Genomic DNA, 15,219 nt, shown 5'->3' with positions numbered 1-15,219 from the left:
TTTACCTCTCTGGTTTCAGTGGACTGGTGACCGTAATACTATGCCAGTTCGATTCTCTGTATAAACTGAGTCAGACACTTTCAACTTCCCCTCAATAAATAAATATTTGAGCCCTGATGCCTGCTGATCTGATGAAGTGAGTGTTGCACAGTCTTTAAATTCACTGGAGAAAATGGCGATATCGGCTTTTTTTCCTGCTGCGATAACGCCCCTGTCGTTTAACTGGAATATACGGGCAGGAGCCCCCGTCATCTTATGAATCGCTTGTTCCGGTGAGAGAATTGGTTTTTGCTGTGTGTATTGGTGCCACACACGGGGAAAGGTTCCATACACTCTGGGATGAGGCTTGCCATTAAGGAGTGTGTCTGAACCTATCACCCCCTTTGGATGTTGAAGAATTTTTTCTACCAGAGACTCTTCTATAAAGTGGTCAATCATCATGACCTGACCCTGCTCTTCAATAAGCAGGTTGAGCATAAAGTCGACTGGGTCTGTGCCGTTCTCAAGAGCACTCTCTTCAATGGGATGTCCCAGGCAGGCCTGATTCTGTTTGCTGATTACGCTGGTAATCAGAATATTATTCCAACCGGCAAGAGCTGGAATGTTATCCCAGGGCGTACTGGCAGGTGGTTTAAGAGTTTCTGAGAAATAGCAGCGCACAAGTTCTCTGGTATGTGTTGTCTTTAAGTCTTGAAGAACCTGCTGATATGTTCGGCCTTCAAACAAAACAGGAGGTAACAGTGAAAGCAGAGTTGTGCTGCCATAAGTGTAAGGATATTGGTCAAAGGTAAAGTTGTACTGATCAATCCGGTTAAGCAAGGCATCAAGCTTGCTGGCATTTCTGTGACCGATGAGCTTCAGGTGAGAAATATGAACCTGACAACCAGCCCTTTGAGAGAGCTCGTAAATATCATCCATCGCTTCAAGAATGCCATCACTTTCGCTGCGCATATGAACACTTACCAAGCGATTGTGCTCGCCGGCCATATTCATAACTGTTTGCAGCTCTCTCGAATCTGCAAACAGGGCAGGGTGATAAATTAAACCAAGGCTGAGCCCTCTGGCGCCACTGTGAAAACCATCTCTTACATAGGCGGATAAATCATTTAACTGTGATGTGGATAGTGGTGCATTGGAATCTCCCGCCACCAAATAACGCAAAACTCCGTGGGGAACAAAAGGAACAACATTGCTTTCAAGTCTTGTGTGTTCCAGCGCACAAAGGAATTCATCAAGAGTATTCCAATGCCATGGTGCGGGTTGGTCTCCAATAATTAAGCGGCTTCGAAACGATGACTTTTGTTCTGAAGACACTGGAGCAACTCCAAGGCCACACTGACTGATAACCTCGGTTGTAACCCCCTGCATGATTTTGGGGCGCAAGCCATCTGGTAAAAAGTTAGCCAGATCAGAGTGGCTATGGGCATCAATAAACCCTGGTGTGACAACCAAACCTTTTGCATCAATCTCCTTATCTGTTTCACAGGTGATGTTGGGAGATACTGCTTTGATAAAAGAGTCTTCAATTAAAATATCTGTAGTGAGTGGCTGATTATTCAACCCATCAAAAACAGAGCCCTGCCTGATAAGGGTTCTCATTATTGTGCTGCAACCGTTGTTTATAGGGAAAATAGGCAAACTTTCAATTGCATTCCTTGATAGTTATCAAAGGTTGTTGTCAGTAGTTTTGGTTATCTAAGGGGGAGCTTCATAAAGCTTGGATAAACACAAGAAAGTACAAAAAACGATCACTGCACACAGCAGTTAAAAATCAAGAAACAAGGGAATCGTATGAATACCACCGTAATTACGATTGTTGTCCTCTATCTCCTGTTTATGATCGGCATCGGGTTTTATTCATCCCGAAAAATCAAATCCAATGAAGACTTCATGGTTGCTGGGCGACGGCTTGGCCCGTGGCTGATGGCGGGAACTCTTGCTGCAACAGAAGTTGGCGGAGGCAGCTCTTTAGGGGTTGTTGAAAAAGCCTACGGCGACTGGGGTATGAGTGCGATCTGGTATGTTCTGGCAATGGCAGTCACTTTTGTCATTCTCTCAATCGTAGCTCCTAAGTTGCGCAGTGCAATGGTGAAAACCGTACCTGAATATTTCCGTCGTCGTTATGGTGAGGCACCAGGTGGATTGGCTACTTTGATTATGCTGCCACCAATGATTGGTTTAACCGCCGTACAGATTATTGCGTCATCTGTCGTGTTCTCTGTCATGACGCAGCTTCCCTATGAAACCTCAGTTGTTATTGTCACTTTGATCGTAACGGCTTATTCGGTTATGGGCGGCTTGTGGAGTATTACCCTGACTGACTTTGTGCAGATGTTCTTTATCGTATTTGGTATGGCATTGGTTGTTCCCTTTGCATTGGATGCTGCCGGTGGTTATGAGTTTGTGATTGCTCAGGCACCTGCAGGAAGTCTGGATTTGGTGGATGGCGTTGGCTGGAAGAGTATTATCTCTCTGATTGTTATGTATACCGCCAGCTTTGCAGTTGGTCAGGAAGCGGTTCAGCGTTTTTATGCCGCAAAAGATGGTAAGTCTGCACGCCGTGGCGCTTACATAGCCTGTGCCGTTTATATTGTGTTTGCCTTTATCCCGGCCTTTATCGGCATTATTGCTCGGGTAATGGTGGATAATGGTGTTATCGACGCAACCATGATTATGGCAAACGGTGGACGTTACGCCCTGCCAACTCTGGCTATGCAGACCATGCCTTCTATTCTGGTGGGTATTCTGTTTGCTGGTTTGATTTCAGCGACTATGTCCAGTGCTGACTCTAACCTGCTGGCGGCGGGTTCTATTTTTGCGAATGATATCTACAAGCCTTATCTGAACAAATCTGCAGACAGTAAGAAGGTATTGCGGGTAACCCAGATGACTATGGTTGTGGTAGCTCTTCTGTCTATGTTTGTGGCTATCTTTAATACAGGCAGCATTATCACAATCCTGATGTTCTCCTTTGCTCTGCGAGCTGGTGGTACCTTTATTCCTTACGTACTGGGACATTACTGGAAAGCGGCTGGTAGCAAGGGTGCAACTGCTTCTATCGTTGTGGGCAGTGCAGTTATGTTGCTGACTCAAAAGGGTTACATGTCATTTTTCGGTATGGACCCTGTTGTTCCTGCGCTCTTGAGCAGTGCTTTGGTGTTTGTGGCAATCACCAGGCTGATGCCCGTAGTTAACGGCTCCACTAAGCTTGCAGACGAGGAATATAGTGACAATGTTGAAGACGAAATTCATGTTCGTGTTCAACTCTAATTAACTTAGGAACCGTAGTCGTTTATGTGGGAATGGGTATCGTTTCTGGTACCCATTTTTATTGGAGTGTGCAATCTTCGAGATGGCTGATTTTTGCTTTTATATCTTTGGGAAGAGATTTTTTATTTAGGATAATGTCTGATGTCGCTCCAGCGGCATAGTCTTCGTCCATATAGATATATCCATCAAGAGCGTTACTCTCGCCCCATGAATTTTTAATTATGAAATATTTGTTCCCCTGAGCATCTTTTGCCTGCCCTACTATGTGCATGGCATGCCCAGCTGAATCATCGTCTTCCATGTAGTCGGTATAGTCGTCATCCAGATCAAATGGCCCTTTGTTGTCATGCTTATATCTGTAACTGTCTGATAATTTTTTTGAGATGCCTTCTTGTTCATATATCCCATCATTTTTAGCTGCCAGCCCTGTTCTGTAGCTAAACCCATCCGCTCCAACATCACCAGACCAGGCCATGGTATATCCGCGACTAAGAGCTTCTTTCATAATATATATAAGCTTGTCTCGAGGGATTTTTATCTGCCGTTTACTGTGCATTGTCTTCTGCCAGGGAAGTTTATAGAGTGAATAATCTCCGCTGGATGGTTTAAGGATAACGTAATCATTCAAATCAAGATTACCCAGTTGCCGGTGTGTATTTTTCTGACGGTCTGAATGATCAGTTCTGTCTGGCATTTCCCCAATAATCTCTTTCAGCTTATATGCGTAGGTGTGCATCCAATAAAATTGCATGAGCCAGTGGGAAGCTTCTGTGTATTTTTTCGCATACTTATGGAGATGAATTGCCATTCGCCCATGGGACGCTAAGTCCCAGAATCCGGATTTACTTTGATAGCTATCCTCGGGAAGGGTGCCATACATAACAAGCTGTTGCAGGGCTATCTCCATAAAGTTTCCTTCGGTCACAGGGGTGGGATCAGAGTACTTTCTTGTCAGTTCAAATTTATCCAGGTAATCCAGATGAACCAGAAACATTTCCGATAGGTTAGAAGTTCCCTGATTTGCTCTTAGCAGTTCTGATTCCATCATGGATGTGATGGCAAATGCCCAGCAAGTTCCGGAATATCCCTGGTCTTTAACGGGAGTTGTAGGGAGTCGAAACTCTTCACAGATTGACATGTGGCACTTTTGAACCGGGAGTGCGTAGCTGTTGAAGGTTATCAGCGTAAATAGAGCAAGGAGAAGTAGACACCTGATATGTATGTATCTTTTGATAGTGCCAATTATTAGCTCAATCGCTGTGAGTGTTTTTATTAAGAAGTGATGCAACTGTGTAAACTTTAATCATTAATGTTCTTTGCTTACACGTTTTGAGTCAGTGAAGTTTTATTAGTTCATGCTGTAAACAAAAAATAACGGGCGCTTACAAAGCGCCCGTTATTGTCATGCTGTTTTCAGTATAGAGCTGAATTAAGCAGACATTTCCTTGCCATCAAACCGAATGCGGTACAGCAGAGCATAAGCCACAGGCAGCACCACAAGGGTCAGGATCGAGGCAAAACCAAGGCCGAATACAATAGCCACAGCCATGGAGCCGAAGAAGGCATCGAAGATCAGCGGAATCATACCCAGCATGGTTGTCAGAGCCGCCATGCATACAGGGCGAACACGGCTGACGCAGGCTTCCAGAATGGCCTGCTGAATAGTGATATCCCGCTTGGCATCAATATTGATCTGTTCAACCAGTACAATACCGTTCTTCACCAGCATGCCCGAGAGACTGAGCATTCCCAGCAGCGCAGTAAAGGTAAATGGCATATTGAACAGGATCAGACCTGCAGCAACACCGATTACGCCCAGAGGAACTGTGAACCAGATAGCCAGAGACTGACGAATGGTTCCGAACAGGAAGACTGTGATCAGGAACATAGTCAGGTAACCCATTGGCAGGGAAGCAAACAGGCTGCCTTTGGCGTCGCCAGACATTTCAAACTCACCACCCCATTCCATGGAGTAGCCCGGAGGAAGCTCCATACCTTCAATTTTGCCTGCCAGTCTGCGACGAACAGCTTCCGGAGTGTCACCACTCATTGGAATAGCATCGGCATAAACAGTTAACACACGCTTCAGATTTCGACGAACAATCAGCTGGTTTTCAACTTCGGAGCTGAAACCTTCAACCGCCTGGGATACAGGTACGAAAGCGTTACGTTCAGTACTCCATACCTGCAGATCTGCAATGCTGTCAGCGTTCAGACGCTCCTGTTCTGGTGCGCGAGCCATGATAGACATCAGGTGGCTGCCTTCACGGTATGTACCCACAGCTTTACCGTCGAAGTTAACCAGCATCGCTTCGTCCAGAGACTGCTTGGAGATACCACTTCGACGGGCAGCCGCTTCATTCAACTGGGGACGAACAATGTTGACCTTCTCACGCCAGGAATGACGAATACCGGTTGCAGAAGGCTCTGCTTCCATAATGGCAACCGCCTGGGCTCCGAGTTCACGCAGCACTTTCGGGTCTGGGCCATAGAAGCGGGCTTCGATATTAGCGATAGGAGATGGGCCAACCTGCAGTAGCTTGGTCAGATATTCCACTTCCGGACGCTGATCCAGCATGCCGTTGATTTGTGGAGCAAGCTTCTCGATAGCTTCGAGACTCTCGGCTTCTACAATTAACTGGGCATAGCTGCTGTAAGACTTCTCTGGAGAGTAGGTCAGTACAAAACGCTGCGCACCACGACCAATAACGGTCGTAACATTAACCACGCCATCAAGGTCCTGAACCAGCTTCTCGATATCGGCCATCTCTTTTTCAGTCTGGCGAATATCGGTGCCTTCCTGCATGCGCAGATCAACAAAGAAGATCGGCGTGTTGGAAGGTGGGAAGAAAGCCTGCTTGATTTGAGTGAAGCCGAAGATCGCCAGACTCAAAGCTCCAACAGTCAGAGCTATGGTGATAATGCGATGTTTCAGAGCCGCTGTCAGCAGTTTGCGATAAACGACAAACATCACCCCTTTATAAGGGTCAGACTCTTCGCCAACCATCGCTTCTTTTGGATCATCAAAGAACAGATCACAGAAGAACGGAGTCAGAGTAATAGCCAACAACCAGCTGAGTATCAGAGAGATCAGCAGAACCTGAAACAGAGAAACCAGGAAGTAACCGGTGGTATCCTTGGACAGACCGATTGGTGCGAAAGCCATGATGGCAATTACCGTTGCACCGAACAGTGGCCACTGGTTATGGGTAACAACCTGCTTGATGGACTCCAGTTTGGTATTGCCACGCTGCAGGCCAATCAATACCCCTTCGGTTATCACAATGGCATTATCCACTAACATCCCGAGGGCGATAATCAAGGCTCCCAGAGATATCAGCTGAAGCTGGATATCCAGCATGTACATGCCAATAAAAGTACCGAAGATTGTCAGTAGCAGAATACCGCCCATCAACAACCCTGAGCGCACCCCCATAGCAAACAGCAGAACAACAATAACAATCAGTACGGATTCAACCAGGTTTACAAGGAATCCGGCAACGGACTCTTCTACCGTGGCAGACTGGTTGTAAACAGTTGTCAGTTCCATCCCTACTGGGCGATCTGCTTCCAGCTCTGCCAGTCGGGTATTAATTGCTTTACCAACATCAACAACATTAACTCCTTTGGAGAAAGAGATACCCAGAGAGAGTGCGTTTTCGCCGTTGCTTTGATACAGGTTGGATGGGGTTTCATCAAAGTCCTTGTAGACCTTGGCGATATCTCCCAGACGAATCAGTTCAGTGCTGCCCGAAGAGCTGACAATCAGTTCTTCGAGTTCTTTAACATCCTTGAATTCACCGGTTGGGTGAACACGAATAGACTGACCATCAATCAACATTTTACCAGCGTTAGAAACAACATTCTGGTTCTGGATAAGGCCGTAGATCCAGCTTGGATTGAGGTTGAGGGACTTGAGCTTTTCCTGGGAAATTTCAACGACTACTTCCTGATTTACGATACCGGCCAGGCTTACCTTTTTAACACCTGGAATCAGGGACAGCTCCCGGCGCAGGAAATCGGCGTAGTTTTCAAAATCCCTATAGCTATAACCTTCACCGCTAATGTTATACAGAACACCGTACACATCACTGAACTCATCATTAACGACAGATTTAATCACGCCTGATGGTAGTGAAGCCTGCAGGTCGTTGACCTTTCTGCGCAGTTCATCCCAGATTTGAGGGTGCATGGCAGGTGTTGCACTGTCCAGCAGCTCAATAGTGATCTGGGAAACGCTAGCACTTGAGATAGAGTCGATGGTATCAACATACTCAAGCTGTCGTATGGCTCGCTCCAGAGGTACCGTTACCTCTTCTTCAACTTGCTCAGGTGATGCACCCGGATACTGGGTAATAACCATCGCCTGAGGAATGGGAAATTCCGGGAATTCCAATTGTCCCAATTTGGTGAATGATACGCCTCCGCCAACCAGAAGCAGCACAACAAGCAGCCAGCTTATGACTTTGTTGTTAAGAGAGCATTCAGCAATATTCATTCTTACAGACCCCTTTCACGAACCAGGGGCTTAACTTTCATATTCGGGCGAAGACGACTCAGGCCAGCAGTCACAACCTGATCACCATCCTGTAAACCGGACAAAACGACCAGACCTTCCTGAGTCAGGCGGCCAACAGTGACTTCTACAGATTTCACCGTTCCAGTGCTGGCATCGTAGACCCATGCCTGCTTGAGGCCGCTTTTGTCATCAACCAGCACAGCTGTTGGGGGAACAATGAACGATGACTGCGCCTGCTTACCGGAAATCTTGTTCATATCTATGTAAAGAGTGGCCCCCATGCCTGGATAAACATTAATGTTTTTAGGAACTGGCATGGTGAAGGTCACTTCATAGGCCTGAGTGCCGGGAGTGACTGCTGTGTCATGCTCCTTGTAAGTCACAGGATAGGTATTTAGATGATCGCTGGCGAAGGTGATGTAAGGTTGGTAACCAGAGTTAGCGGCATCTTTTTGAGCCTTGGTCATGAGGTTTTCAGGGACCTGAATACTGATATCCAGAGTCTGGCTGTTCTGGAGCAGTAGGATTGTCTGCTGGGCTTGCACATATTGGTGATTTTCAACATCAGTGCGGGCAATACGACCGTCAAATGGTGCGGTCAGCGTTGTATATTTCAACTTGTCTTTTGCCAGACCTAGAGCTGCCTTTGCAGACTTCAGGTTAGCGCTGGCAGTATCCAGATCAGACTGGGAGATAACCTTTTTCTCTCGCAGTGATTTGATGCGTTTAAAGTTAACCTCTGCCAGATCGTAGTCGGCCTGGCGTTGATCCAGTTCATTCTTGATATCGCGGTCATCTAACTGGGCGAGCAGCTGCCCGGCTTTTACTTCCTGTGCGGTTTTCACAGGGAACTTAACCAGCTCACCGGAGATACGGAATGAAATCAGTGATTCTTCTGTTGAGTGGACTGTCGCAGGAAAACGTCGCTCATCTTTAAGGCCGGTATCTACGACTCTTAGAAGTTTAACCGGGCGAATAACTTCACTTTGAACTTTCTGTTCGGGCTCACTGCAACCTGCCAGCAGGAATCCCATAAAAACAGCGGCAATGCCAGCAACAGCTGTTTTTGGGAAGGAATACACAATCATGGGTTTATCCAGGGTCGTAATGAATAAATGATGAAGAGCCGAACCGGGGGAGGGTGGCCCTGATAAATGTCTAGGGAGAAAGTAGACAGACTTCCTGATACAGCTGCCTCAAATGTGCGGCAATGTTCGGGTGGGTGATTCCCCAGCCGTCCAGGAATCGCTGAGTAGAGTTGATGAGCATCTCTTTGCCATCATCTTCACCTATAGCCTTTTTGAAAATACCCAAACCAGTTTCTTTCAGTTGAAAAAGGCCGGATGTAAGAGCGAGAAAACTCATATGAAATTCTGCTGCCAACTCATCTGTTACATCGATTTCGGAGCTAGCTTTTAAGATGTCTTTGGTCAGCCTTTGAATACTGTCTTCAAATGATTCACCCAGTTTCTTTAATGTATGAAGCCTGGCTTCTGATGCTCTTTTCCAAACAGATGCGTTCCATGAGAACTGCTGCAGCAGGTAATGTTTTGGCTTACAGTGGTTCTCCCTCCAAAGGAAGAAAGAGGTTATAACTGTTTTATCGAGAGCTGGTTTATCAGATTCCAGAATGCTGGAGAGAGAGGAAATTCGTTCCTGCAAAATCAGCGTTGTACAGCCAATCAGGAGGTCTTCTTTGCTGGAGAAGTGAGAGTAAATAGCGCCCATGGAACACTCTGATGCTCTAGCCACCTCAGACATTTTGAGTTCGAGAAAACTGCAGTCTTCCAGCAACGTCATGGTAGCTGAGATAATGTCGTTTTCCCGTTGTAAGCGTTTCTGCTGTTTCGTCATTTGTATAACTACTGTGAAAAGCTTTGGGCCCTTTTAAGAGGGCAAGGGAATACCATCGAGCAAGGCTGGAATTGTTTTCGAATTGTTTTCGAATGATATTCGGAATTTGTGCGGAGCTTACTCTTACCCCTTGTGGTATGGGATGCGGATATGTACGTAAAGGAGCCGTTAATGCCAGACATCAAGTTTTCCCGTGAAGAGAAAGAGGTTATAGCCCAAAAGATCAAGATCTACTTCCGGGAGGAACTGGATCAGGAAATCGGGCAGTTCGATGCTGAATTTCTACTGGATTTTTTTGCAGAGGAAATTGGGCCAAGGTTTTACAACAAAGGGCTTTATGACGCCCTGAATGTTATGGAAGAACGAATGGAAAGTGTTCGGGATGACATATATGGCATAGAGCAGCAGGTGAAGTGATGACAGAAAAGGCAGTTGTTATTGCTGACCATGTCTCCACCTATCCCAACCCTATTCAGTTTTCCAAAGGAGATACACTGAGAGCCGGACGCAGGGATGATGAGTATCCTGGCTGGATCTGGGTAGAAACGGATGATGGTAACCAGGGCTGGGCTCCGGAACAGTTTCTGCGACTATGTGGGGACAAACCATCGAATGAAAACAAAGCTCAGGCAACGGAAAACTATATCGCCCGGGAATTAAATGTAACTCAAGGAGAAGAGTTAGAACTTGTCTATACGCTCAATGAATGGTGTTGGGTGAGAAAGGCTGGTGGAGAGCCAGGCTGGATACCTGTCAAAAATATTCGCGTTTTGTAACTTCCTGAAACCGGAGCTTGGTTATTTGGGGGGAAGGGCTATAACTTCTCTCCCAGCCCTATTAGCAATGCCTCCGGTGCCAATGAGCTTATACCAAGCAAAAGAAAAAATTTCACTTCCGGTTAAACAATGGTTTTGGACTTTTATGATTTCGTCCTTCTGTCTGTGGGGAACATGCTTGTCCTTTGCTCAGGAAGAAGAACAAACAGGAGTTCAGAGCAAATCATGGGTGTCGGCTTATAGCTCTGATGAAGGGCTGGTGTTCGACCTGGGAAACCGGGCAATTATATTTGAAGGGGTTGGTGCCAAAGAGTGGTGGTGGTTTTTTTCTCAGCAGGCACTTGCGGCCTCAGCGATTGGGTTGGATGGTGCCGCAACCTATGGTGTTTACAAGAATAACGACCGTATGCCAGCACACCCGGCTGGAAAGGCGGCATACATTTTTGGGGGGCTTTCTCCCGCAGTTTTATTCTTTGTAAATCTGTCCAGAGGGCTCTGGAAGAGTTACAAAGAAGTGGGTTTATGGTCTGTTTTCAGTGAAGTAGGTTTACTCACTCTTTTATCCCGTCACCCTTATGCAGCAAAGACGGAGTTTGCTGCTGTAGCTTTAAGTTTGGGGGCAGGAACCCTGCTCTTCAAACAGGCGAAGCTTGGTCAGCCAGAGCAACCTCTTAGAAGACGAATAACTATTTCGGGGGATGATGGAAAAGTTCTTCTGGCCAGTGCAGAAGTTGAAGAGGGTGAAAACAAACTCACAACGAACGTCAGGCTGAGTCGGATAAACGGATCCTTTGTGATTAACTCAAGCTCGGCCTTGGGGAGAATAGCTACAGGGCTGGATGACATTCAGGCTTCTCAACTCAGGTTTGAGATTCTGGAGAATAAAGAAGACAAAACGAAGAACTTCAGATTTTTCATAAATCGGGAACTTGGGGCTATTGAGTCTGAATTAATATTGAATCAACCACAGAATGATCATCTGTCTTTGTCAGAAGAGAGTGTTTACGACAATATTCATACTGTTTTTTCTGTCGATGTTTTGAACCGCGTTGCTGACTTTATTAGGGAACAGGCCAGTCTCTCAGTGGATCAAGAAACCAGTAAACAACTCATAGTAAGCCCCGATAACAGCATTCAGGGTAATCATGGTGTGCCGGTTGATAGAAACCTGACTCTGAACTTTGAAAAAACCGGAGTCATAGAAATAAATTCTCGAACGGGGGAGGGTGCTAATCCATACAAACAGCACTATGTGCCTCGGTGGGCAAACCATTTCTCCCTGAGTCTGGCGTCATTTATGACCTCTATTGCTATCGGAAGGGTTGAGCATGCTGCTTTTAATTCACTCTATCCATTTAGCCGAACCGCTCAGATTTATGATGCGGAGGTTCAGGCGTGGCTCTCACAGAACTGGAATTAGGGACTCATGTTTTGTTTTGCATAAGGGGCAAGTAAGATACTTCTCAGGATTTAATTTTAATAAAAAGAAAAACAATGAATTCACTCGAATTAAAAGTTCCTCCAGTCGCGCTGGTGATTGTTGCTGGTGTGGTTATGTGGGGAATCTCACTGATTTCTAATGGCTTTCTTCTCTCAGAGCCGGTTCGTATGTTTCTTCTGGGGCTTTTCCTGCTGGCCGGTATCAGCATTGCTGTGGCTGGTGTGAGATCTTTCCAGAGTGCACAGACAACAGTTAATCCTATGAAGCCAGAATCCAGTTCTTCGCTGGTGTCTTCTGGTATTTATCAGCGTACCCGTAATCCGATGTACGTAGGAATGGCTCTTGCCCTGACTGGCTGGGGGCTGTTCCTGGCTAACCTTTATTCGCTGGCAATAGTTATTGGGTTTGTGCTGTATATGACTCGTTTTCAGATTATCCCCGAAGAGCGAGCGCTGAATGAACTTTTCGGTATTGACTTTGAAACCTATCGCAAGCAGGTTTCGCGCTGGTTATGAGGTTTTCAAAAGTTCGTTAAAAGTTTCAGGCATCTATGGTTTCTGCAAGTAAAACGCAATCCTTTCGCATTACACAGCTCCCGGTTATCCATACAGAAAGATTAATCCTGGAGGTGTGTACAGAATCAGATGCCCAGCTTGTTCTTAACTTTTACGAAGACAATTTAGAGCACTTGTCTCAATGGGAACCTGAGCGTAGCGCTGAGTTCTACACCATTGAACACTGGCACAATACATTGCAGGAAAACCGGCTGTTTCTACTGGAAGGTAGTGCTGTGAAGTTTGTGATCTTTGATAAAGAACGCACAGAAGTAATTGGCACCTGCAATTTCAACAATATTACCCGCGGAGTTTTTCAGGCCTGTCATCTTGGTTATGCCATTGCCGGAAAGTATCAGGGGCAGGGGTATATGTATGAAGCCGCTAAAGCGGGTATCAATTTCATGTTTAATGAAATGGGTATGCACCGGGTGATGGCGAACTATATGCCGGCGAACCAGCGCAGTGGTGCACTTTTGAAACGGTTAGGGTTTGAGAAAGAAGGTTATGCCCGGGATTACCTGAAAATTGCCGGCGAGTGGGAAGACCATGTTTTGACTGCACTGCTCAACCCACAACCGATATAAAGGATTAGCAGCCGGGCATAATTCTGCAGTTTGTTTCACGATAAACTTCGTGGCGTTCAACCCGGTCATCACCAGTCATGCCATCAGGAGCAGTCACAATAATATCCACATGACTGGCATTGCTGGGGAAACGAAATATAACTGCTCCCCTGCTGTCCAGCACGGCTCTCTTTCGAATGGTGCCCATCTCATCTTTCATCACCACCTCGCCGCCAACAACCTTTTGATCAGAATTCGGATAGAGAGCAGTTGCCCATACATGGCCGGAAGGTCGCCCGTTAGCATAAACATTGAGATGGGGCTCTCTTTCCGGCAGCAGTGAACAACCCGTAAGAAATGCCGAGATAAGGCCGAAACACAGAAGGTTTTTCATATCTCCAAGGAACCGGGAGTTAACTGCAGTGTTCATGCATCATCCTTTGTCTGGCAGTTGTAACGCTGGAATATTAACAGCATAGAGTTGTGTGAACATGTAGCCAAGTCATAAAGACAGAACACAAATGGATAAGCCGGTTGTGTGTTTTGGTTATTACCTTTCTCCCTCATCTCTTTATATTTCTGTATTAAAGGATCTGTGTCTTGGGGCCAATCTCCGGCACAACTACAAAAATAAAAATAAGAAAGTAAAAGGAAAACTTATGTCCTTCACGGAATGCCTGCACCGTGGCGTATCTATGTACGGTGAAAAAGCTGCTCTGGTTTTTGAAGATCGCATCACCACTTATAGTGAGCTTCACCTGCTTGTCTCAAAGTTTGCCGGAGCGCTGACAGGCCTTGGGCTGGAGTGTGAAAGTCGTGTTGGTATTTTGACCCTTAACTGTGATCGGGCTATTACCTGTTTTTACGGAGCATCCTGGGGTGGCTTTATTCCCAACTATTTGAATATGCGCTGGTCAGCCCATGAACTTGCGGCTTCTATAGATGACTGCAGTGCTTCGGTTCTGGTTGTGGATGATCTTTTTCTGCCAATGGGCGTTGCACTGAGAAAGCAGTGCCCATCTCTCCATACCCTGATTTATGTTGGGGAAAATGAAAACGTTGGTGAAGACGTTCTGTATTTCAATAAGTTGATTGAAAAGGCGGAAGCGATTGAAGATCAGTCTGGTGGTGGTTCTGATATTGCCTTCCTCAACTACACCGGTGGAACAACTGGTAAAGGCAAAGGTGTTGCCCATTCCCATAAGGGACATATCTCGGCTATGACCGTAGTTATGGCAGAAAGGTTATTCCTTCGGGGGACAACCTGCCTGGCCGCGCCGTTGTTCCATATTGCAGGGATCAGTGTGTGCAGTGCCAACCTGTTGGCTGGTAACACCATTATTGTTTCTGCGCGCTTTGAGCCTGACGTTATTCTTGAACTGATTGCCCGTCATTATGTTGAGCATGTGTTTATGGTTCCTACCATGCTCAAAATGTTGATTGAGCAGCCAACATTTAACGATCACGATATGACCTGCCTGCGGCACATTGCTTACGGCGCGTCTCCAATTGATGAAACTCTGCTGCAAAACCTGCAGGAGAAAATGCCCTGGGCCAGCTTTATGCAGATTTACGGGCAAACAGAATGCGTTCCTGCAACCTTCCTACACAACTGTGACCATACAGAAAAAGGGCGCTCATTAGGACGAACCCGTTCAGCAGGGCGTGCCTGCCTCGGTGTTGATATTGAAATCCGTAATCAGGATGGCGAGCGTTTGCCAGCTGGAGAGATCGGCGAGATAGCCCTTCGTGGCGAACATCGTATGGTGAAATACTGGAACAATCCTGAGCAAACCGCTGAAGCCATGAAAGGGGAATGGCTGCTAACAGGTGATGCCGGTTACCTCTCTGAAGATGGTTATCTTTATATTGTGGACCGGGTGAAAGATATGATTATTTCCGGAGGGGAAAACATTTACTCTCTGGAGGTGGAGAATGTGATCTGCCTGCATACGGCAGTTGCCCAGTGTGCTGTTGTTGGTTTGCCCGATAAGAAATGGGGCGAAGTTGTTCACGCAGAGATTGTTTTAAAACCCGGGATTGAAGTTAACGAAGATGAATTAACCACTCATTGTCGTCAGTACCTTGGTAGTTACAAGATAGCCCGCAGCATGAACTTCGTGAGTGAAATTCCGGTCACTGCGGTTGGTAAGATCGACAAGGTGGCTATTCGCAAACGTTACACATAAATTACTCCCTAAATTGGGCGGATACAGTTACTTCAAAAGCGGGATATAAT

13 protein-coding genes are annotated in these 15,219 nt (G+C 46.3%); 7 read left to right on the top strand and 6 right to left on the bottom strand.

Going from position 1 to position 15,219, the window contains the following annotated elements; translation table 11 throughout:
- Positions 1 to 15 precede the first annotated feature (15 nt).
- Entirely contained in the window at positions 16 to 1,599 is a 1,584-nt protein-coding gene (locus tag ACY2RR_RS17220) for an N-acyl-D-amino-acid deacylase family protein (protein ID WP_490109410.1), read from the bottom strand.
- Between the two features lie 192 nt (positions 1,600 to 1,791).
- On the opposite strand from ACY2RR_RS17220, the gene ACY2RR_RS17215 reads away from it, so the two are divergent.
- Positions 1,792 to 3,270, top strand: coding sequence for a sodium:solute symporter family protein (locus ACY2RR_RS17215; RefSeq protein ID WP_490109409.1), 1,479 nt, complete (start codon positions 1,792 to 1,794; stop codon positions 3,268 to 3,270).
- 58 nt (positions 3,271 to 3,328) lie between these two features.
- On the opposite strand, the gene ACY2RR_RS17210 is transcribed toward ACY2RR_RS17215, so the two are convergent.
- The 4 genes from ACY2RR_RS17210 to ACY2RR_RS17195 form a co-directional block, all read right to left on the bottom strand.
- Positions 3,329 to 4,408 (bottom strand): C1 family peptidase, encoded by a 1,080-nt coding sequence (locus ACY2RR_RS17210; RefSeq protein ID WP_490109408.1) that lies wholly within the window; start codon positions 4,406 to 4,408, stop codon positions 3,329 to 3,331.
- A gap of 291 nt (positions 4,409 to 4,699) precedes the next feature.
- Entirely contained in the window at positions 4,700 to 7,768 is a 3,069-nt protein-coding gene (locus tag ACY2RR_RS17205; RefSeq protein ID WP_490109407.1) for an efflux RND transporter permease subunit, read from the bottom strand.
- Positions 7,769 to 7,770: 2 nt separating this feature from the next.
- A complete protein-coding gene (locus tag ACY2RR_RS17200) occupies positions 7,771 to 8,877 on the bottom strand; it encodes an efflux RND transporter periplasmic adaptor subunit (RefSeq protein WP_490109406.1) in 1,107 nt (368 codons plus the stop codon).
- Between the two features lie 70 nt (positions 8,878 to 8,947).
- On the bottom strand, positions 8,948 to 9,643 hold the full coding sequence (locus tag ACY2RR_RS17195; protein WP_490109405.1) for a TetR/AcrR family transcriptional regulator: 696 nt from the start codon (positions 9,641 to 9,643) through the stop codon (positions 8,948 to 8,950).
- A gap of 171 nt (positions 9,644 to 9,814) precedes the next feature.
- Here ACY2RR_RS17195 and ACY2RR_RS17190 point away from each other — a divergent pair, with 171 nt between their 5' ends.
- The 5 genes from ACY2RR_RS17190 (at position 9,815) to rimJ (ending at position 13,001) form a co-directional block, all read left to right on the top strand.
- Positions 9,815 to 10,060, top strand: a complete 246-nt coding sequence (locus tag ACY2RR_RS17190; RefSeq protein WP_490109404.1) for a DUF2164 domain-containing protein — start codon at positions 9,815 to 9,817, stop codon at positions 10,058 to 10,060.
- A complete protein-coding gene (locus ACY2RR_RS17185) occupies positions 10,060 to 10,419 on the top strand; it encodes an SH3 domain-containing protein (protein ID WP_490109403.1) in 360 nt (119 codons plus the stop codon). The genes ACY2RR_RS17190 and ACY2RR_RS17185 overlap by 1 nt, the downstream gene beginning before the upstream one ends.
- 178 nt (positions 10,420 to 10,597) lie before the next feature.
- Positions 10,598 to 11,839 (top strand): hypothetical protein, encoded by a 1,242-nt coding sequence (locus ACY2RR_RS17180; RefSeq protein WP_490109402.1) that lies wholly within the window; start codon positions 10,598 to 10,600, stop codon positions 11,837 to 11,839.
- Between the two features lie 74 nt (positions 11,840 to 11,913).
- On the top strand, positions 11,914 to 12,375 hold the full coding sequence (locus ACY2RR_RS17175) for a methyltransferase family protein (protein ID WP_490109401.1): 462 nt from the start codon (positions 11,914 to 11,916) through the stop codon (positions 12,373 to 12,375).
- A 35-nt stretch (positions 12,376 to 12,410) separates the two neighbouring features.
- Positions 12,411 to 13,001, top strand: a complete 591-nt coding sequence (rimJ, locus tag ACY2RR_RS17170; RefSeq protein ID WP_490109400.1) for a ribosomal protein S5-alanine N-acetyltransferase — start codon at positions 12,411 to 12,413, stop codon at positions 12,999 to 13,001.
- A 4-nt stretch (positions 13,002 to 13,005) separates the two neighbouring features.
- Here rimJ and ACY2RR_RS17165 read toward each other — a convergent pair whose 3' ends face one another.
- On the bottom strand, positions 13,006 to 13,410 hold the full coding sequence (locus tag ACY2RR_RS17165) for a hypothetical protein (protein ID WP_490109399.1): 405 nt from the start codon (positions 13,408 to 13,410) through the stop codon (positions 13,006 to 13,008).
- Positions 13,411 to 13,639: 229 nt separating this feature from the next.
- Here ACY2RR_RS17165 and ACY2RR_RS17160 point away from each other — a divergent pair, with 229 nt between their 5' ends.
- A complete protein-coding gene (locus tag ACY2RR_RS17160; protein WP_490109398.1) occupies positions 13,640 to 15,169 on the top strand; it encodes an AMP-binding protein in 1,530 nt (509 codons plus the stop codon).
- Positions 15,170 to 15,219 lie beyond the last annotated feature (50 nt).

The sequence above is a fragment of the Parendozoicomonas sp. 2304DJ65-17 genome (genome assembly GCF_058148445.1).
The sequence above is the reverse complement of the archived record's forward strand: the minus strand, read 5'-3'. Positions and strand labels throughout refer to the sequence as shown.